The organism is Flagellimonas sp. B-3 (assembly GCF_056857835.1).
In genome coordinates, this window is record NZ_JBSXNW010000024.1 from 750,237 (window position 1) to 770,244 (window position 20,008).

The window sequence follows — 20,008 nt, forward strand, 5'->3', positions numbered from 1 at the left end:
CTTTTTTTAGTTTTGGAAATATTGTAGTTTAAACAAGGCTTCTAAATAATTATCGAGTGCGTCCAGCGCATCCATTTCGGTCTGTATGGCATCACGTATAATTTGCGTGAATGCTGCATAATCAAGCGCACCTTCTTTGTAGGCGAGCAATGCGCCTTTGCGCTGGTCTATGGCAAGTGGCAGAGCTTCGGTTTTATAGAAAAACCAAGTATCTCGCCATCGTGTATAATTTTGCTGTGCTTGTGTATATTGGGATTGCAGCTCGCGTTGTTTGAATGCGGCATTGGTTTCTGCAATCTGTGCATCCAGTTTAGCAGCTTTTGCGCGGCTGCGGTCTGGGCCAGAAAACAGCGGTATGGAAATCCCTGCCTGATAGGTGTAGAAACCACTATCGCCATTTACACGTTGCAGGCCACCTTGCAGATTAAACTGGGGCAGTAAGCTTGCCCTTGCTGCATCATAGCTTGCTTGTGCTTCGTCTATACGCTTTCGCGAAAGCGATAACTCGGGATGTTCATCCAATGTATCATCAGTCTCTAACACCGAAATTTCGGTAGCTTCAAATTCATCAGCTACGGTGTACATCGTATCTGGTGTCAACCAAAGATTGAGTTTTTGTAATGCGATTAAATAATCTGTTTCTGCCTGCTGAAACCTGTTGGTTATCTGTAACGCTTGATTGCGCGCAGCAGCATATTCCAGTCTCGAAATGGCTTCGACTTCAAAATTGAGTTCTACAGATTGTGCAAATTGACCATAAATGCTGTCCAGTTCTCGATAAAGAACAAATTTCTTCTTTGCCTGAAAAGCTTCTGACCAGGCTTTTTTGACTTCCAGTTCTATCTGGATTTCAGATAGGTCAAAAGCTGTTTCGGCTAACTGGATGCGTTGTTGTTGCAAGCGTTTTTTGGCACCTATTCCCAATAGATCAATATTTTGTTGCCCGATACCTATCAAGGTATAAATGCCCTGACCATCTGCCACTTCTTCGCCACCTGTAAATACTTTAGTATTACCGAAGTCATAGGCATTGCCCGTGAGTGCGCTCTGTCTTTCTATTTCGAGTTGGCTCGTCTTGAGTGCTGGATAATTCTCTTTGGCAATTTCTACAGCCCGAGATAAGGTAATGGGTGTAATGCTATCCTGAACAATGAGGTCTGGCACAGGTGCTTGTGTTTGTTGCGCTTTCGCCAAAGCGGTACCACCTAACATAAAACCAAGTATTAAAATCGTGGTCAATGCTTGCGGATTAAACGAACCAATCTTGTTCTGGTCTTTGCGCTCACGTCGCTTTTCTATAAAGATATAGAGTACAGGAAGTACTATCAACGTGAGTAGGGTGGCCGTAAGCATCCCACCAATAACTACCGTAGCGAGCGGTTGTTGCACCTCTGCACCGGCTGATGTGGAAAATGCCATAGGTAAAAACCCAAAAATATCTGTGGTAGCCGTGAGCATAATGGGGCGAATACGTTCTTTAGTCCCTTGAAATATTCTATCCTTTATGCTTGTAACACCTTCTTCCTTTAAAGAATTAAATCGGTTAATAAGTACCAGCCCGTTAAGAACTGCGACACCAAATAGCACAATAAATCCTACACCTGCCGAAATACTAAATGGCATATCTCGAAGCCATAAAGCAAACACACCACCAATGGCCGCCAAGGGAATCGCGATGTAAATCATTAGCGATTGTGAAAAGGATTTTAAGGCAAAGTATAACAGTACAAATATCAAGAACAGGGCGATGGGCACAACAATTGTTAAACGATCCTTAGCGCTTTGTAGGTTTTCAAACTCTCCACCATAGGTAATATAATATCCTGATGGCAAGTCCAGTTCTTCATCTAACTTTTGTTGTATATCTTTTACAACAGACTCCACATCTCTGCCTCGTGCATTTACACCTACATAGGTTCTTCTATACGTATTGTCACGTGAGATTTGCATAGGTCCAGGCACGTATTCAATCTCTGCTATTTCAATAATGGGTACCTGGCTTCCATCCTTAAGATCGATGTACATCGTGCGCAGGTCATCAATACTTTTTCTATGGCTTTCATCAAATCGTACCACCAGATCAAATCGTTTCTCGCCTTCAAAAATGACGCCAGCGGTACCACCTGCAAAAGCAGTACTTATGTAATCATTTACTTTTTGAATATCCAGTCCATATTGCGCCATTTTATCTCGTCTGAACTTTACGGTCATTTGTGGTAGTCCAGCTGTACGTTCTGCACTCACATCGCCCGCGCCAGGAACGGTCTTTATAATAGCTGCCATTTCCTGAACCTTGTCTGATAACACCTCTAAATCTTCGCCATATAGCTTTACTGCAATATCCTCTCTTACGCCTTCTAAAAGCTCATTAAATCTTAATTCGACCGGTTGGGTAAATGATAAATTAACCCCGACGAGTTCATCATCCAGTTTATCCCTTATGGCTTCAATCAAACCTTCTTTAGTAGAAGCAGTTGTCCACTCGTCCATATCCTTATTAAGGATGATATACATATCTGCAATATCCATAGGCATAGGATCTGTAGGTATATCTGCCACACCCATACGTGCTGTTACCGTTTTAATTTCAGGAAAATTTTCTAATAGGATAGTTTCTATTTTCTTTGAAACTTCAATGGATTCTGTGAGCGAGCTTCCTGGTCTTATAAACGCCTGCATTGCTATATCTCCTTCATCGAGCTGCGGCACAAATTCTCCACCCATATTAGAAAATATAAATCCAGCAATAATAAGCAGAACAGCAGCAGATGATAACACGATAAGCTTAAGCCGTAGTGCGCCTTTTAATAATGGCTTATAAGCATTATGTATAGCACCAATAATTTTATCACTTATCTTTTCAAGCCAACGCTCAAATTTGCCAAACCAGCTTTTGGTGTTTTGAACTGGTTTCATAAAAAGCGCAGACATCATTGGGACATACGTAAGACACAGAATAATTGCACCTATCATAGCAAAACCAAAGGTGTATGCCATCGGTTTGAACATTTTACCCTCTACACCTGTAAGGAAAAGTATAGGTGTAAAAACTATAAGTATAATGATCTGCCCGAAAAAAGCAGAACCCATCATCGTGGTTCCGGCATCATAGGCTACTTTATCCATTACGCCTTGATTGAATTTTAGCTTTCCAGACCTAATCCGTTTTTGGATCTCATACACCGTTCCTTCTATAATAATCACGGCACCATCTATAATAATCCCAAAGTCTATAGCTCCCAAGCTCATTAAGTTTGCCCATACATTAAATTGCTTCATTAAGATAAAGGCAAAAAGCAAGGACAACGGTATGGTCGTGGCCGTTATGATGCCACCTCTTAAACTACCCAACAATAAAACAAGGGCAAATATCACGATTAGGGCACCTTCCAGTAAATTGGTTTTAACGGTATCGGTCGTTCTGGCAATTAGCTCACTACGATCAATGATAGGGGCGATAGTGAGACCTTCTGGCAGGGATTTTTCAATTTCTGCCATACGATTCTTAACATTTTGAATAACCGCATTAGGGTTTGAACCTTTTAGCATCATTATTATTCCTCCCACGGCTTCCTTACCGTCTTGCGTAAAAGCACCATAACGTACCTGATTCCCAAAATGGACGCGTGTTGCAACATCTCCAATAGTTACGGGAATGTTGCCCTCGTTAATAATCGAAATATCTTTAATGTCTTCCAAAGAGCGAATAAGACCTTCACCTCTTATGAAATTTGACATTTTATTTTTTTCTATGTAAGCACCGCCTGTATTCACATTGTTCCGAGCGAGAGCCTCATACACTTGTGAAATACTAATACCCAAACTATTCAACTTATCTGGGTTGACAGCGACCTCATACTGTTTAATACTGCCTCCATAAGAGTTGACCTCTACCACGCCTTCCAGTAATGTGAGTTGTCGTTTGATAACCCAATCTTGCACGGTGCGCAGTTCCATAGGCGAATACTTGTTTTCAAAACCCTCCTCTGGCTTTATAGTGTATTCATAGATCTGACCTAAACCAGTAGAGATGGGACCCATAGATGGACTTCCAAATTTTTCAGGGATAGATTCGCCCAGTTCGTTTAGTTTTTCCTGTACCAGCTGTCGAGGAAGATAGGTTCCCATATCGTCTTCAAAAACGATAGTAACTACGGAAAGGCCAAAGCGTGAGATAGATCTTATTTCTGTAACGCCTGGTAAATTACCCATAGATAGTTCTACGGGATAGGTTACGAACTGTTCAATATCTTCCGTTCCCAAATTGGGCGATTGTGTGATGACTTGCACTTGATTATTGGTAATATCTGGCACAGACCCAAGATTTACCGTTGCCATTGACCAGATACCGACACCTATAAGAGTCAATGTAAACAGACCGATTATAAATTTGTTATTGATTGAAAAATCAATGATTTTGTTAATCATAGATAAGGATGTTAATTCAGTTGAAATTCTTGTTGAGCACATTGAATAAAAAGCAATGCACAATGTTGACGAATCCAATAGATGGACACGTCAAAACAGGATATAGCTATCCTATGAAAACTGGATTATGCCCGAGGTGGCTGTAAAAGGGAAAGTGAAATATCCTTGCCCAAACTATCGAAGTGGATAAAATTTTCTAGCGAAACGATAGGCTCGATGGGTTCAAAAATAGCCAAACGGAAATCGATGGTATGTGAATGACAGCATTGGCACTGGCAGAATGGGGAACACAGTTCACAGTCTTGTCCGTGTTCGCCATCGAAATCCATTACAGAAACGACCTGTGTGCCTTCATCAACACTGCTGGCATCGCTACAAGGCACGAAATTGAGTGCCAGAAAGTAGATGGATAATATAATCGCAAAAAATTTCACCTTGCAAAGGTAAAAGAATTATAGTGCAATTGGGTTGCAAAGAATGGCTTTGAGCGTAGTTTTTTAAAAGGAACGATTTTCAAGACAGTATTTTTCAAAAAAGCGCTAGACTTTCTTAAAGTAGTATCAAAGTATCAGACTTCATTAAGACAATCCAAAGATTAAAACATGCTTTTTTAAAGTGCCTATTTTCTAACTCCCCTAGTCTTAATTGTTGATAACTCTGCTTTCTTCCATTAAACCACCTATTTGCCCAAAATAAGAACAGTTCCATTTGGTATCAAATGAAACCAAATAAAACTAAGGGTTTATCAATACCATTATATTTGAACTATTTTAACATAAAAAACTGTATATCAATTATTTGTGAATAAAATCAATCGGTCAATCTTACTTTCCCTCCTCCTTATTTTTATCTTTATCCAAAGAATTCTTCAAAAGAAAACAAAAGCGCTTTTGTTCATTTCTAATCTTTAAAAAGAAATAAAATGGACAATTTTTTAATACTGGAACGGCTCGACCGTTTGGAAAGGCTATTGATCGCCAATAAAGAAGTGCTGACCTTCGATGAGACCTGTGACTATACCGGCATATCAAGAAGCTATCTGTACAAGCTTACCGCTGCGGGGCATATCCCGCACTCCAAGCCCAATGGAAAACTGATTTTCTTCGAAAGGAAAAAGATAGTGCGTTGGCTGCTGCAGAACCAACAGAAGCCTTTACCGGAAAGCAAAACGATCGGGGATTCGATTCCCTAGTCGAATTCCTCTTTAAATTATTTGTGGACTCACGATAATTTCATAGAAACCCTAAGATTTCAAAAATTTCAAAATATGAAAATAGTACCTTATATAAGGGTGGGCACGTCTTTCTATAAAATTGTAAAGTATCCTACCATTTCGGGACATTTCAACGAGCAGCTGGTTCCGTGGAACGAGCATATCATCAAGCAGGACCATGGCAAGGACTATCTGGGCAAGGTGCCCAAATATGACGGGTTCGCCTGTATTCCTTGCCATGTGAATTTTAAAAAGGAACACCATGGTTTCTACAATACCTATTCCCCTTTGACGCATGAACCGAAAGAGGGATGTATAATAAGGACACGGGGCTTTTTGAAGCATATCTTCGGAAATCAACTGGAGCTGGGACTGGACTATCTGAAACTCCTGTACCAAAGACCGGTGCAGGTGCTCCCCATCCTCTGTCTGGTATCCACCGAAAGAAACACCGGGAAAAGCACCTTTCTCAAATGGCTCAAGGAAATCTTTGGCAACAACCTGACCTATCTGACCAACGACAGCTTTGCAAGCCAGTTCAATGCGGACTGGGCCAACAAGTTGCTGATATGCGTCGACGAGGTACTGTTCAACAAGGAGGAACTCACCGAGCGAATCAAGTACCTGAGCACCACCAACCGGAACAAGCTTGAGGCCAAGGGCAAGGACAAACGGGAAGTGGAATTCTTCGGAAAATTTATTCTCTGCAGCAACAACGAGGACAGTTTTATCAAGATCGATGCCCATGAGACACGGTTCTGGGTGAGGAAGATCCCATCCCTTAAAAGGGAGGACACCGATTTCTTGGACCAACTGGCCCGGGAGGTGCCCGCTTTTTTGGATTTCCTTTCAAAAAGGGAATACAGTACCAAGCAAAGAACACGAATGTGGTTCACTCCAAAACAGGTGCATACACCAGCGCTGAAGAAACTGGTAAACAATAACCGGAACAGGGTGGAGAAGGAACTGGCCAGTCTACTGCTCAGTGCCATGGAAAAGTTCGAGATGGACTCCGTGGACCTTTGTCCCATCGATGCCCTGCACATGCTCAACCGCACAAGGGTCAAGACCGACCTGACCCAATTGAGGCGGTTGCTGAAAAATGATTGGAAACTGGACAACCAGCCCAATTCCAACAAGTACCAAAAGATCACCATCTGGAACAACGGTGAGATCAACACCGAGGACGCAAAAGGGAGGTACTTTACCATAAAAAAGAATTTTTTGGTCCAAAATTTTGATGATTTGATGACAGATTGATATAAGCCCAGTATTTATAAGGGTTTAGGCTGTCATCACTTTGTCATCATTCTGTCATCAAAATAAAAAATGATGACAGGTACTATGAAGAAAAAAACAAAAACGATGAAACGATGACAAAATGATGACGGGGAAACTACCAGTATTTAAAGGGCCTCCCAGAGGTTTGTCATCAAATCATCAAAAATCGATTAAAAACAGAACCATGAAAGAAAAAAGAATGGACTGCGAAAAAGCCCGCAACATTGACATCGTTTCCACGCTGGCCAAGTTGGGGCACTTTCCAGTCCGGAAAACGGAAAAAGAAGCTTGGTTCCTCAGCCCGTTCCGGATCGAGACCCAAGCCTCTTTCAAGGTATCATTGAAACAGAACTATTGGATAGACTTCGGAACCTTTGAGGGGGGAAGTACCATAGACCTGGTCATGAAAATGGAGAACTGTTCCGTAAAGGAGGCATTGGAACGATTGTCCGGGAACATGGACCATTTTTCTTTTCACCGGCGGCCGAATCCAACCAAAGCGGAACATAGAGTCAACCCGATTGAAATCATCGAGGAAAAGGAAATCGAGCACAGGGCCCTGCAAAACTATCTAAGCTCCAGAAGTATCTCGATCAAAACCGCAAGAATACTTTGCAAGGAAATCCATTATCGAATAGGAGGACGGACATACTTTGGCATCGGACTCCAAAACAGGTCTGGAGGCTGGGAACTGCGGAACAGCTATTGGAAAGGCTCCACCTCGCCAAAGGATGTTTCGATGATGGGGAACAAATCAAAGAAATTGGCGATTACAGAAGGCATGTTCGATATGCTCACCCTAATTGAGCTGATGGCGGATATCGTAAACAGCCATGACCTTCTGGTATTGAACACAACTGCCTTTGTAAAACGGATGATAAAAGAAATAGAGGATTATGAAAATGTAAAACTGTTTCTTGATAGGGACAAAACGGGATTGGGGATGACGGAACTGTTACTGGAAAAGTGCCCGAACAGTAGGGATATATCCTTCCTCTATGAAGGTTTTAAAGATATAAACGAATGGAAGGTAAAAAGCGCGAAGGATGAAGTTCGGAAACGAATTCAAGATGTGTCATTGTCATGACAAATCTTGCTTTTGCTCCCGTAGGTCGCAAAAGATGATGTGAAAATGAAGAAAGAGTTCGTACAGTTCCGGTGCTCGGTCTACGAGAAGAAACTGCTGAGGATCAAGGCCCGGAAGAGCGGTCTTTCCATCAGTGAGTACTGCCGCCGTGCCGCATTCGATGATAGGATAGTTGAAAGGATGACGGACGAACAGATAGAGGCCTATAAGCTATTGGTCAAATACCAACGGAACTTCAAGCTGATCACCAACATGTTCCGCAAGCGTAACCCTAGATTGGCCGAGGAAACGGCCCAGTTGGCCAAAGAGATACGACAACACTTTTTAAATTTCAAGAAATGATAGGCATGGGCAAATCCATATCGCACACATCGGCCTCCATGAGCTACGGGATGAACCAGGAGAAGGGATCGGAGATTATCCACAGCCAATATCTGGCCGGGGAGACCCCGAGGGAGATCACCGAGGAGTTCAAGGTCATCCAAGAACAGAATGAACTCTGCCGGAAGAACACGCTCAGCTTTGTGCTGAGCCCCACCATCGAGGACGGCAGGAAACTGGAAAGCGAACGACTCAAGGAAATGACCGAACGGTTCCTCAAGGAAATGAACCTCAAGCAGCACCAGGCCATTGCCTTTGTCCATAGGGACAAAGAGCACGTGCACGTCCACCTGTATGCCAACCGGATAAACTTTCAGGGGAAGGCCTATAACGACAGCTTCATCGGCAAGCGGAGCCAACAAGTGGCGGAAAGGGTGGCCAAACAAATGGACCTGACCACGGTAAGGGAAGTTCAGCAGGAAAAACTGTACCGGATGCAATATGTCCGATCGGAAATACAGAAGATCCATGAAAAGGTCATGGCCAAGGAACGGCCAAGGGATTTTGACCAGTATATCAAATCGATGGAGCAGAACAATGTAAAAGTCATCCCGAGCATCAACAGGCAGAACCAGTTGCAGGGCTTCCGTTTTGAGCATAAGGGAACGAACCTAAAGGGAAGCGAGGTGCACCGGTCCATGTCCATGGGCAGGATCGCCCGTCAAATGAACTTTGAAAGGAACATGGCACAGCGGATTGCCAAGGACAAGAGCATGCAGCTTTTGGGGAGGACAGTGAATGTCCCAAAAAGTTTGACCCAGACCATCATAAAAAAGACCATCAAACTGGCCATCAAAGTGGTCAGGGACACTGGAATAGGAATCTAAACAAAACAATATGGCAAAACTGGACGAGATAGCGGAACTGTTGACTGAGGAGATCAACGGATTTGAAAAGAGTATCGGCCGATTGGAAAAGGTTCATGAGGATTTCAAAAACCTTCCATTAAGGCCAGATACCAGCGAATTAAATGCTCTTCTAAAAGAGTATGGCAACAAACAAAAAAACGACATTAAGGAACAACAAAGACTGATGGAAAGGATTCTTCATAAAGTAGAGCGGTCCGTTCTCTTGCCCAGTTGGGCCATAAAACTTACTTGGGGGTTGTTGGTCACGGTCCTTTTGGTCCTTGGTTTTTCAATCTACAAGGTGTCAAGGATATCCAAGAAAGAACAGGTTGCATATGTAGAAGGTCAAGATGATGCAATTGAACACTACAGGACATTCTTTGAAGAAAGCCCAGAGGCAAAGGAACTATATCAAAAATGGCTGGAGGATAATGGCCAAAAGTAGGACAGCGCCCTATCCTATTTTTGCTTTACGCTTATCTTCCCAAACACTGCAAAAATAGGCCAGGATCCATGCGCTGAAGTTGTGAGTAAGGATTTGGGACTAGGAAGGGTTAAGGTTACAGTTTAACCAATTTCTGATTATAATTGTCTAGTATATTATTCGGCAGGGACTTCAGATATATTTGAGTAGTTGATAGTCGATTATGGCCAAGCATGGAAGAAATAGCTTGTAAGGGAACGTCCTGCAGCATAGCTTGGGTTGCAAAACTATGACGAGATACATATGAGGTCAACCGCTGCTCTATCTTGCATTTTTTTGCAATTTCTTTAAGCCCTTTATTATATCTCTTCCGTGCCCATAAGACGTCTTTATATTGAAGTTCAAATGTGGCTCTTTTAATGATTGGAAATATAAATTCAGACCTCTCTTTATCCTTAAGATAAAACGAGAGGATTTCCTTTAACTGAGGCGTGATGTTAATATCATAAGGCTTTGACGTTTTTTTTCTTTGGAATTTAATTCGGTTGTCAATGATATTTTGAACCCTTAAAAAAGCCAAGTCCATAAAGGAAATACCATAAAGCATGTAAGAGGCAAGGAAGTAATTTCTATAGTGAAACAGACTATCCGTTTCTTCCAGTTTTAAAAGCATAATTGATTTGATGCTTTTAATGTCAAGCGCTCTTTTTTCTGTAGGAGTAGTTTTAATCTTATAATGTGTAAAAGGATAAGCATCTCTAGAAACAACATCAGACTTAATGGCCTTGTTAAAGACCGCTTTGATTGTTCTCATATACGTCGATAGACTGTTAACAGAATTACCTTTGGAAAAGTGCCAGTTCTCAAATCTTTTGAGAAAATCATAATTGATTTCGTTGAATTTGATATCATTTCCATCAGCGAATTTCTCCAATACCTTAATTACCGCGTAGTATGTGTTTGCATTACCATAACGTTCAGCTGCTTTTAACTCATCGACAATATCCTCGCTAAACTTAAAAAATGAATCCAATGATGCGGTTTTTACAATCTTCTTCTTCAGCTGCAAAATGGATAAAAAGTTAAGCTCGTCCTTTTCGTTCAGGTCATTAATTATGTCGACCGCTCTGGTCTTTTCTTTTAAGAGTTGATTATTGAGTTTACTAACTGATGAAGTTCCTTTGAATGCTCTTTTAACTTTCTCGTTTTTATTATCCCAAAATTCCTTTTTTATTGATTGCCCTAAGCTTATGGAAGTTGTTTTTCGAAAATGGGTTAACCGTAAAATAATAGGATAGGAGTCATCTTTTTTCTTCCTACGCGTATCTAAAGAAAGTTTTATATTGGTATTCATCCTAATCAAAGGTAAAAAAAATTTGCACGCAATTTGCACGCAAATGGGTGATTTTATTTGAAATTAAATGAATACGAAATTATTTAAAATACTGAAAAACAATTTATTATGTATTTATTTGTATTGGATTGATATGGTAATCCTCTTGCTGGCAGGCAAGAGGTCACCGGTTCGAATCCGGTATTCTCCACCAAAAATGTAAAAGCACCTCACAAACGGGGTGCTTTTTTTATGGAGTATTTTGTCTACATCATTTATAGTAAATCTTTGGAGCGTTATTACGTGGGTCACAGTCAAGATTTGGATGATAGGATGAATCGCCATAATAGTGGCAGGACCAAATACACTAAAATTGCAAAGGATTGGGATATAAAGTATACAGAAAAGTATTTCACCCGGAGCGAAGCAATGGCTCGGGAAAAGGATATTAAAAGGAAGAAAAGCAGGAAATATATTGAGTTTCTGGTCGGGAAAGATGTTGGCTAGAGCGTTCCGAAGGCGTTCGGAAAGGTCACCGGTTCGAATTCTGTATTCTCCACCAAAAATGTAAAAGCACCTCACAAATGGGGTGTTTTTTTATTTGGTCTTAGCTGAATATCTTCCGAAACTTCTTAGGTAGCTCATCAGTTATTTTGATGGGCCGATGGGTAAACGGATGCCTAAACTCCAACGAAAAAGCATGTAAATACAGACCTTTACCCTTCAAAATTAAGTCTTCTAATGCGTATTCTTTGTCTCCGAGTATGGGATGGCCCAAACCGGACAAATGCTTGCGTAATTGGTGTCTTCTGCCCGTTTTGGGATGCAATTGCACCAAATTAAGGATACCGAACCGTTCCGAGGGTACGGATTTGATTACTTTATAATCTGATTCTGACGGTTTCCCGTCTATTTCTGATGTTATGGTTCCGCTGTTTTTCATTCTACCAATGGCAACGGCATAATAGATTTTTGCAATGGTCTTGTCCTCGAACATTTTGTTCAAGGCACGGATACAGTTACTTGTTTTTCCTGTCAAAACAATACCCGTAGTGGCAAAATCCAATCGGTGGACGGGTTGCGGTGTGGTAACATCCGATAGTGTACTGGGCTTAAGATTTTGGGGTAAGGCATTGGCTATGGTCTTAAATTTATTGCCGCTCACTTCAATGCCCGCAGGTTTATGGATGGCGGCTAAATAGTCATCTTCAAACAATATGGTAAGCGGAAAAATGAGTTGTTTCTTTGGGTTGGTCTCTTTTGGAACGGAAAAACTGATGCGCTCCCCTCCGGTAATTAAAGTAGCCGTCGTGGCAATGGCTCCATTTACAGAAATATACTTTTTCTTGAGGGCTTTTTTAAGGGCTGATTTGGTAGGAATGGCTTCAAATATTCCCATGCCATATTCTTGTAATCGTTGGGGATTGATAATATTGGGGACGATATGGGTTTCGTTGGGATTGATGTATTGTGAGACTTTTGTAGACGGTCAATTATTGTACTTCAACTTCGGTTTGCCGATATTGCTGTTGGGGGTTCGTTTTTTATTCAGATTGTTCAATTTCTCTTCTTTGCAGATTGAAGACTGTTCCAGCAGGGTCTTGAATCCAATGCATATTTTTAGGAAGCTCTTCAAGTTCGTCACACGTTTCCACACCGTTTAATTTCAAATAGTTTGTCGCTGCTTCTACATTGGGAACCGTAAGCTGTAACCAAGTTTCTGAATGGGTATAGTTGTCCACGCAGTCCAACCATATTACGTTGTTTCCGAATTTTACTTTGTGTGTTTTCGAAACGGTTGGATTATCAATAGGTATTTCTTCTACTTCCAGCTTTAGAATGTCCCTGTAAAAAGCGACGGTTTTCTCATATTTACTTTTGGGAATCTTTATCGCGATATTAATTCCTGCTTCAAATTCTGCATTCATGCTTATTTTATTTTTCTGATACTGCGCTTAACTCTTTTGTTAGCTCTTCTACCTTTTCCGGTTTGCCGTGAAATTGTGCAGGCGTGTTTTGAAAAAGCTCAATTCTCCAAACGTTATTTTGCTTTATTGCGGTTATGGTTTGGATAGCATTGGCTGCAGGATTAATATCCTTTTGCCCAGGAGGCCTCATACCTACAATAGCTCGAAGGGTAGCAACTTCTGAATTCAAAAAACGGACTTCTTTAACTTTCCAAACATAATCTGCGGTCTGATGGTGCTCAAATATTTTCCCTATTTCAGATTCGATTTTGTTCTTGCCATTATATTGGCTCCCGTCAAATCCTATTGATACTCCATTGTCGGTAAAGAATGATGCCATTTTGGTTGCATCTTGTTTATTCCAAGCGGTTAGTATATCAGCATGTAGTTTTTCTAGTTCTGCTTTATCCATTTTCTTTTCATTTAAAGCTTCTTTGAATATTTATCTTCCCGTTTGTCCAACTCGTCCTGCAATGACTACTACAGCGCTAAACGCAATGATTAATTTCACTGTGGCTCAATTAGATATAAGAAATTTTCCTCACTATCTGTTTGGATTCATCATAAATGTAGCATTTTTTGTAGGAAAACTACATAATTGGTCTTTTCTGATTTCTCTTTCAAACTTTACCATCCTTTTAGGATGGATTTTTTGTAATTGGCCTGTCCTTTTTTGAACTTTACTTCAAAACTAAATCAACATGAAACTAGAAGGAAAAGTAGCATACATCACAGGAGGAACCAAAGGTATTGGATACGGCATTGCCGAATGCTTGTTGGAGCAGGGCATGAAGGTGGCCGTTAGCGGTAGAAGCCAAGAGAGTGCCGACGCTGCCGTAAAAAGTTTGAACAATCCAGATAAAGTGTTGGGTTTGGTATCCGATGTGTCCAAATTGGATGATGAAAAAAAGGCCATAGCGGCGATTCTTGACAAATGGGGACAATTGGATGTGGTGATGGCAAATGCAGGTGTTGGACATTTTGCTCCGATTGATGAAATGGAAGACGAGAAATGGCATCAAATGATCGATACTAACCTAAATGGAGTGTATCACACGCTAAAAGCATCCGTCGATGCCCTGAAAAAATCCGAAGGCTATTACATGACCTTGGCTAGTTTGGCGGGCACCAATTTCTTTGCCACAGCGGCTGGATATAACGCGACCAAGTTTGGTGTTGTTGGTTTTACCCAGGCCGCGATGCTGGATTTAAGGCAGTATAATATAAAGGTGACCACCATTATGCCCGGTTCTGTGGCAAGTCATTTTAACAACAACGAGCCATCGGATAAGGATGCGTGGAAAATTCAGCCCGAGGACATTGGTAAATTGGTCGTTGATTTGCTGACGATGCACCCACGTACCTTGCCAAGTAAAATAGAGGTACGTCCTACGCGTCCCGATTTAAAATAATCAATCCATTTTCTCGGTAAGGGGAACCGCAGTATTGCAGATTTCCCTTATCAATTGGAACAGATAATTTTCAAAGGTTGCAAGGGTGTCCGAATCTATCCGGGTATCCTTGTCCTCTGAAAATGGCAATAGACCTTTGCCCAGATGCTTAAATGAGATAATTCCTGCTTGCACGTCGCTTACTCCATGTTTTTTGGAATAGAGGTAGGCGTAACAGAGCAATTGGAACGCCTTGCTTTTATCATAATCGGTAATCAATGTTTCCCAATCGGTTATTTTCACGTTTTTCGCTTCTACCTTACCTGTTTTATAGTCGATGATGCGCAAGGTGCCATCAAATTCATCCACACGATCCAAAGTTCCCTTTAGTTTGATGGGAAAATCAAGCCCGGGTACCGAAATAAATTCTTCGTAGCGTTCTTCGAGGGCCAATATTTTTATTTCATGGCGTTTGAGTTGACGTAACTCATCGTCCAAAAAGTTGTGTAGGTATTTTAGGATAACGTTGTAGACCAGCAGGAACTTACCTTTTGAGACATCCACCCCGGAAAGGTTCTTGGTAAAGTGATGTTGCACAACCTCGGGTACTTGCTTTTTTAGGGACTGGATATTTTCTTCCGTCAACAATTGATTGACGAGCGGGGTGTAAAGCTGCTCCAAACTATCGTGAATAATGGTCCCGAAGGTATTGGCGGCAATATTTTCCTCTACCTCTTCCAAATCATTGATTTTTAGAATGTTTCGAGTGTAAAAGTCAATAGGATTTCTGATGTAGTTCGTCAAAGATGTGGGCGAAAACCCATTTTGGGCAAAGTCCTTCAAGTCTTCCATAAATTTTCCGTCCTTTTCAATCTGGATCAGGGGTTTTGGGTCAATTGAAATTTTAGGGGAGGCAATGGTATGTGTTATATGCTGTTTTAAATTTTTGTCCGTTAACAATTGGGTGATCAATCGGCTCTTTTCACCACCTTCCAAAACATCTGGCTCGGTGTTGTAAGTGATGTAAATGTTCTTGGCCCGCTGTATCAACCTATAAAAGTGATACACGTAAATGGCATCCTTTTCTTTATATGTTGGCAAACCATAATCGCGTTTTACATCAAAGGGAATAAATGAATTGTTCGATTTTCCTGATGGTAATATGCCTTCGTTCACCGAAGTTATGATCACTGTTTCAAAATCGAGGTTTCGGCTCTCCAACATTCCCATAATTTGAAAGCCGGTCAATGGCTGGCCTATAAAGTCCAAGGTTTCCATATTGGCCAATTGTTTGAAGAGGTTTTTGATGGATTTGAGTTTGCCCATAAAATCCACTTTGTCCAAATATTGACCCAATTGATTGAAAAGTGCATAGAATCGATACAGGTATTCAAGTTCCAAGGGGTTTTTCTCGTCTTGATAGATGGTCTTTAATCGCTTGATGAGAAGCAAACAGTTGTTTATCCATTCCATGGGGGAGATTTCTGCCGACGGAAATATAATGGACAATAAACCTTGTGCTTTTGGATATTTTGATAGGATCTCTGCGTTAATGTAGAGCAGGTTGCCTTCTTTAATGTCTTTGGACATTCGCTGTGCATAATTACCTTGATCTTCGGAAGATAGTACCAAAGCGTAGGGATTGGAGATAAATTCCAACACACGTTTAAAAAACCATCCTCGCTCGGAAACGTTGAGGTGCAACTCTAAATAATTCACAAAAAAGGAATATAAAACCGTTTTGTTCAAAGGCATCCCCATGGTAATGTTCACTTCAGGGATGTTGTTGGGAATGGCATTGAGCATAGGGTTGAGCAAAGTTTCATCAGCAAGTACCAAAGCGGTTTTTTTAAGGTCAATTTCTTCGCTCTGGCCCAACGTCTGCAATAATTGGCCCACATATTTGGTTTGGGATATACTTTTGGGCACTCCAGTTATGGTGATATTCTTTTTTGTTAGAAAATTGTGCTGCGGCTCTATTTTGTGTCCGTGTTTGTAATAGGTCCAGTTGTATAGATAGTCTCTCACAAACAATCCCGCATCGTGAATGGGATCGTTTAGAAAGTAAGCATCAATATCCCAATAAATATATGCATTGCCTTGCTCCAAGTAATGTTGTATAATGGTGGATTCTGCTGCATTGAGTGCATTGAAACCAATAAATATGATGGGGTCGGCATTAGTTTTTCGGTAGTTTCCATTTTGAATTGCTTTCACCGCTTCACGTTGAATCATTCCTTGGTAGCCTCTCTTTTGTACGAGCAAAGCAGCATAAAAATCATTGTAGATGGTTTCGAGGTTCTTCCAGAGTTGCAGATAATTCTCGACCAGTTCTGATTTCTCTTTGCTTGCGGACCAATGGTTGATTTCCTTGATGGCAGATAAGTAGTTCAGAATGTCTTCGGCCGGTATTAGATAACCATCAATTTCATTGAAATCCTGTAAAAGTGTTTGTCCCCAATTAATGAAGGAGGCAAAGTCATCCGATTCGTCAATTTGCGATTCTTTGTAGATTTTAAACAGGAGGAGCAACAAATCAATGTTCGATGCTTGGTTCAAATCGGATAGGTTGCCGATGAATTCTTGAATGGACAATACTTGTGGACTGAATATGTTTTTTTTCAGCCTGTTGGAAATGTGTTTTTTTAAAAATGTACCCGATCTTTTGCTGGGAAGCACATAGGTACACTGGGTTATATCCAGTTGTTTGTTGTGGAGGTCGTCCAGCACATATTCTAGGAAAGTATCATGCATGGACTAAAAATAAAAAAGGCCCCGCATTTGCGGAGCCTTTTTCAAGAAAACTTTGTTTCTTATTATTTTACCAAGTTGATTTCAACTCGTCTGTTTTGTGCTCTACCAGCTCTTGTGTTGTTAGTAGCAATTGGCTTAGCTTCACCATAACCGATAGCAGATAATCTACTTGAATCGATTCCTTTGTCGATCAAGAAATCTCTAACAGAGTTAGCTCTTTCTTCAGAAAGTTTTTGGTTCAAGCTTTCACTACCTACACTGTCAGTATGTCCTTCAACAGTAAACTTAGCGTTAGGATACTCGTTCAAGATTTGGATGATGTCAACCATTACAGAAGTAGATTCTGCTTTGATAGAAGACTTTCCAGTGTCGAACAAGATAGTTCTAGCGTAATCGTTCAATTGCTTCTGAACTTCTTCAGTTACTTCTGGGCAACCGTTGTTAGCAACAGTACCGGCAACTTCTGGACATTGATCGTCTTTGTCAAGAACACCATCACCGTCAGCATCTGGCCAAGGGCATCCGTCGTTTTCAGCAGGACCTGCTTCGTTAGGACACTCGTCGTCTTTGTCGGCAACACCGTCACCGTCAGCATCAGGACAACCAGCTAGTGCAGGAAGACCAGGAGTGCTAGGACAAGCGTCGTCTTTATCGGCAACACCATCGCCATCAGCATCAGGGCATCCGTTCATTTCTTTTGAACCTGCTTCGTTAGGACAAGCATCTTTAGCATCTTCGATACCGTCACCGTCAGCATCAGGACATCCGTTGAATGCTTCTAAACCAGCAACTTCTGGACAAGCATCGTCTTTGTCGTAGATGCCGTCACCGTCAGTGTCTGTACCACCAAACTTGATGCTGATACCTGCCATGTGCTGGAAATGCTTAACCAAGTAATCTTCAAAAGCGTGCTTGTACTGAGTTTGAAGTGTAAAACCTAGGTTGTCTGAAAACCAAAAGTTAACACCTACACCACCATTAACGGTTCCAGCTCCGATTTCATCAACCCAAGTGTAACCACCTCCTATTTCTACGAAAGGATCAATAGTAGTGTTTTTAAGAATGTTGTATTTAATCGTACCATCTATAGCATAGTGAGACAAATCGTCAACTTCGAAGTCTCCTAATTTTTCGATTCTATTCAAAGAACCTCTTGCTCCTACAGAGAAACCATCTCCAATATACTTGGAAACAGAAACATAAGAAACAGATGGTAAAATGTTCCAATGATCGGATACATTAAAGTACTCGTCAAATAAAGTAGTACTGGAAAAAGGATTGTCACTATCGTTAGTAGGATAAGCGTCTATTGCATTTACCCCTATGCTAACTTGCCAGGGATTATTTTCGTCTTGCGCTTGTATGCTGTTGATCCCTACAAATACAAGAGCAACAACCAATAATTTGCTAAGATGTTTCATGCTCAAAATTTTAAGTTTAAGTGTTTATCAGCAGCAAATGTAAGTTGTTAAGACTTATTAACAAAATCTAAATTTCTTTTTTTTTGACTCATTTGCCAGAAGATTTGTTGCATTTCGACGAATTTAGATGACATTTAACGATTTTCCTACCTTTATAAATGCATTAATCGCATGGTCCAAGTGCTCTTTTTCGTGGGCTGCTGAGAGCTGTACACGAATTCTCGCTTTGCCTTTAGGAACTACGGGATAAAAGAAACCAATCACGTAAATTCCTTCTTCCAAGAGCATATCGGCCATATTTTGTGATAATTTGGCATCGTACAACATTACCGGTACTATGGCAGAATCACCGTCAATAATATCAAAGCCTGCATCTTTCATTCCTTTTTTAAAGTATTCTGTATTGCTTTGTAGCTTATCCCGCAAAGAAGTATCCTTGTCCAACATCTCAAATACCTTAATGGATGCCCCAACAATAGCGGGTGCCAAGGAATTGGAGAACAAATAAGGTCTGGAACGCTGGCGGAGCATTTCAATAATTTCCTTTTTTCCGGTGGTATAACCGCCCATGGCCCCGCCCAGAGCTTTACCGAGTGTGCCTGTGATAATGTCGATTCGGTCCATGACACCTTTTTCTTCCAAGGTACCGCGGCCTGTTTCCCCGATAAAGCCCGTAGCGTGACATTCATCTATCATGACCATGGCATCATATTTATCTGCCAAATCACATATTTTGTCCAAAGGAGCCAAAAGTCCGTCCATAGAGAACACTCCGTCGGTTACGATTATTTTAAAGCGCGTCCCATCGGCATTACTCTGTTTGAGTTTTTCCTCAAGGTCGGCCATGTCGTTGTTCGTGTAGCGATACCGCTTAGCTTTGCATAAACGAACACCGTCAATAATGGAGGCGTGGTTCAATGAATCTGAGATAATGGCATCCTCTGCTGTGAGCAAGGGTTCAAATACGCCACCGTTGGCATCAAAAGCGGCTGCATATAATATGGTATCCTCGGTACCGTAGAAATTGGCGATTTTCTGTTCCAATTCTTTATGGATGTCCTGCGTTCCGCAAATAAAACGTACCGAAGACATTCCAAAACCGTGGGTGTCCATCGTATCCTTTGCGGCTTGGATCACATCCGGATGGGAGGAAAGTCCCAAATAGTTGTTGGCACAAAAATTAATGACTTCTTCCCCTGTGGAGATTTTTATGACCGCTCCTTGTGGCGAGGTAATAATTCGTTCTTTTTTAAATAGGCCGGCTTCTTCAATCTCCTTCAATTCCTTGGCCAAATGTTCTTTTATTTTTCCGTACATATCTTTGATTTAACTTTATCCGTTGTGCATTTTTATAAAATTCGTCATTTCGAGTGGATTTCACGACAGCATGAGTGAAATTTGTATCGAGAAAAAGAATTTTATCTAAAAAAGGTTCTCGATACGATTTTCTTTGGTTTCGACTTTAGTTTATCCTGAGCAT

General features: G+C 41.1%; 17 protein-coding genes. 8 read left to right on the forward strand and 9 right to left on the reverse strand.

Annotated features, from left to right (window positions below; genetic code table 11):
• Window positions 1-6 precede the first annotated feature (6 nt).
• Window positions 7-4,428, reverse strand: coding sequence for a CusA/CzcA family heavy metal efflux RND transporter (locus AC13CS_RS15930; RefSeq protein WP_116216547.1), 4,422 nt, complete (start codon window positions 4,426-4,428; stop codon window positions 7-9).
• Between the two features lie 125 nt (window positions 4,429-4,553).
• Window positions 4,554-4,862: a DUF6660 family protein gene (locus tag AC13CS_RS15935; protein ID WP_099189899.1), complete on the reverse strand. Its 309-nt coding sequence runs from the start codon at window positions 4,860-4,862 to the stop codon at window positions 4,554-4,556.
• A 488-nt stretch (window positions 4,863-5,350) separates the two neighbouring features.
• Here AC13CS_RS15935 and AC13CS_RS15940 point away from each other — a divergent pair, with 488 nt between their 5' ends.
• The 6 genes from AC13CS_RS15940 (at window position 5,351) to AC13CS_RS15965 (ending at window position 9,683) form a co-directional block, all read left to right on the forward strand.
• On the forward strand, window positions 5,351-5,620 hold the full coding sequence (locus AC13CS_RS15940; protein WP_090292211.1) for a helix-turn-helix domain-containing protein: 270 nt from the start codon (window positions 5,351-5,353) through the stop codon (window positions 5,618-5,620).
• Between the two features lie 75 nt (window positions 5,621-5,695).
• Window positions 5,696-6,901 (forward strand): primase-helicase family protein, encoded by a 1,206-nt coding sequence (locus tag AC13CS_RS15945; RefSeq protein ID WP_116216546.1) that lies wholly within the window; start codon window positions 5,696-5,698, stop codon window positions 6,899-6,901.
• 205 nt (window positions 6,902-7,106) lie between these two features.
• A complete protein-coding gene (locus AC13CS_RS15950) occupies window positions 7,107-8,009 on the forward strand; it encodes a toprim domain-containing protein (protein WP_116216545.1) in 903 nt (300 codons plus the stop codon).
• 45 nt (window positions 8,010-8,054) lie between these two features.
• Window positions 8,055-8,351: a mobilization protein MbpA gene (gene mbpA, locus AC13CS_RS15955; protein WP_116216544.1), complete on the forward strand. Its 297-nt coding sequence runs from the start codon at window positions 8,055-8,057 to the stop codon at window positions 8,349-8,351.
• A 5-nt stretch (window positions 8,352-8,356) separates the two neighbouring features.
• Window positions 8,357-9,217 (forward strand): relaxase/mobilization nuclease domain-containing protein, encoded by an 861-nt coding sequence (locus AC13CS_RS15960; RefSeq protein WP_235856357.1) that lies wholly within the window; start codon window positions 8,357-8,359, stop codon window positions 9,215-9,217.
• A gap of 10 nt (window positions 9,218-9,227) precedes the next feature.
• A complete protein-coding gene (locus AC13CS_RS15965) occupies window positions 9,228-9,683 on the forward strand; it encodes a DUF6730 family protein (RefSeq protein WP_116216542.1) in 456 nt (151 codons plus the stop codon).
• A gap of 115 nt (window positions 9,684-9,798) precedes the next feature.
• Here AC13CS_RS15965 and AC13CS_RS15970 read toward each other — a convergent pair whose 3' ends face one another.
• Window positions 9,799-11,016, reverse strand: coding sequence for a site-specific integrase (locus AC13CS_RS15970; protein WP_090292201.1), 1,218 nt, complete (start codon window positions 11,014-11,016; stop codon window positions 9,799-9,801).
• A gap of 231 nt (window positions 11,017-11,247) precedes the next feature.
• Between AC13CS_RS15970 and AC13CS_RS15975 the strand changes: the two genes are divergently transcribed.
• Window positions 11,248-11,502 carry a GIY-YIG nuclease family protein gene (locus tag AC13CS_RS15975; RefSeq protein WP_293166040.1) on the forward strand — a complete coding sequence of 85 codons (255 nt, stop codon included), beginning with the start codon at window positions 11,248-11,250 and terminating at the stop codon, window positions 11,500-11,502.
• A 100-nt stretch (window positions 11,503-11,602) separates the two neighbouring features.
• On the opposite strand, the gene AC13CS_RS15980 is transcribed toward AC13CS_RS15975, so the two are convergent.
• From AC13CS_RS15980 to AC13CS_RS15990, 3 genes are all read right to left on the reverse strand, one after another.
• Window positions 11,603-12,394 carry an RluA family pseudouridine synthase gene (locus AC13CS_RS15980; RefSeq protein ID WP_482888860.1) on the reverse strand — a complete coding sequence of 264 codons (792 nt, stop codon included), beginning with the start codon at window positions 12,392-12,394 and terminating at the stop codon, window positions 11,603-11,605.
• A 145-nt stretch (window positions 12,395-12,539) separates the two neighbouring features.
• Window positions 12,540-12,923 carry a VOC family protein gene (locus AC13CS_RS15985; protein ID WP_163624414.1) on the reverse strand — a complete coding sequence of 128 codons (384 nt, stop codon included), beginning with the start codon at window positions 12,921-12,923 and terminating at the stop codon, window positions 12,540-12,542.
• A 7-nt stretch (window positions 12,924-12,930) separates the two neighbouring features.
• Window positions 12,931-13,374, reverse strand: coding sequence for an SgcJ/EcaC family oxidoreductase (locus AC13CS_RS15990; protein WP_482888861.1), 444 nt, complete (start codon window positions 13,372-13,374; stop codon window positions 12,931-12,933).
• A gap of 289 nt (window positions 13,375-13,663) precedes the next feature.
• Between AC13CS_RS15990 and AC13CS_RS15995 the strand changes: the two genes are divergently transcribed.
• Window positions 13,664-14,374 carry an SDR family oxidoreductase gene (locus AC13CS_RS15995; RefSeq protein ID WP_163624416.1) on the forward strand — a complete coding sequence of 237 codons (711 nt, stop codon included), beginning with the start codon at window positions 13,664-13,666 and terminating at the stop codon, window positions 14,372-14,374.
• On the opposite strand, the gene AC13CS_RS16000 is transcribed toward AC13CS_RS15995, so the two are convergent.
• The 3 genes from AC13CS_RS16000 to kbl form a co-directional block, all read right to left on the reverse strand.
• Entirely contained in the window at window positions 14,375-17,107 is a 2,733-nt protein-coding gene (locus AC13CS_RS16000; RefSeq protein WP_482888862.1) for a PD-(D/E)XK nuclease family protein, read from the reverse strand.
• 62 nt (window positions 17,108-17,169) lie between these two features.
• Window positions 17,170-18,528: an OmpA family protein gene (locus AC13CS_RS16005; RefSeq protein WP_293166030.1), complete on the reverse strand. Its 1,359-nt coding sequence runs from the start codon at window positions 18,526-18,528 to the stop codon at window positions 17,170-17,172.
• A 123-nt stretch (window positions 18,529-18,651) separates the two neighbouring features.
• The gene (gene kbl / locus AC13CS_RS16010) at window positions 18,652-19,845 is read right to left on the reverse strand and encodes a glycine C-acetyltransferase (protein WP_482888863.1); all 1,194 of its coding nucleotides are present in this window, start codon (window positions 19,843-19,845) and stop codon (window positions 18,652-18,654) included.
• Window positions 19,846-20,008: the final 163 nt, after the last annotated feature.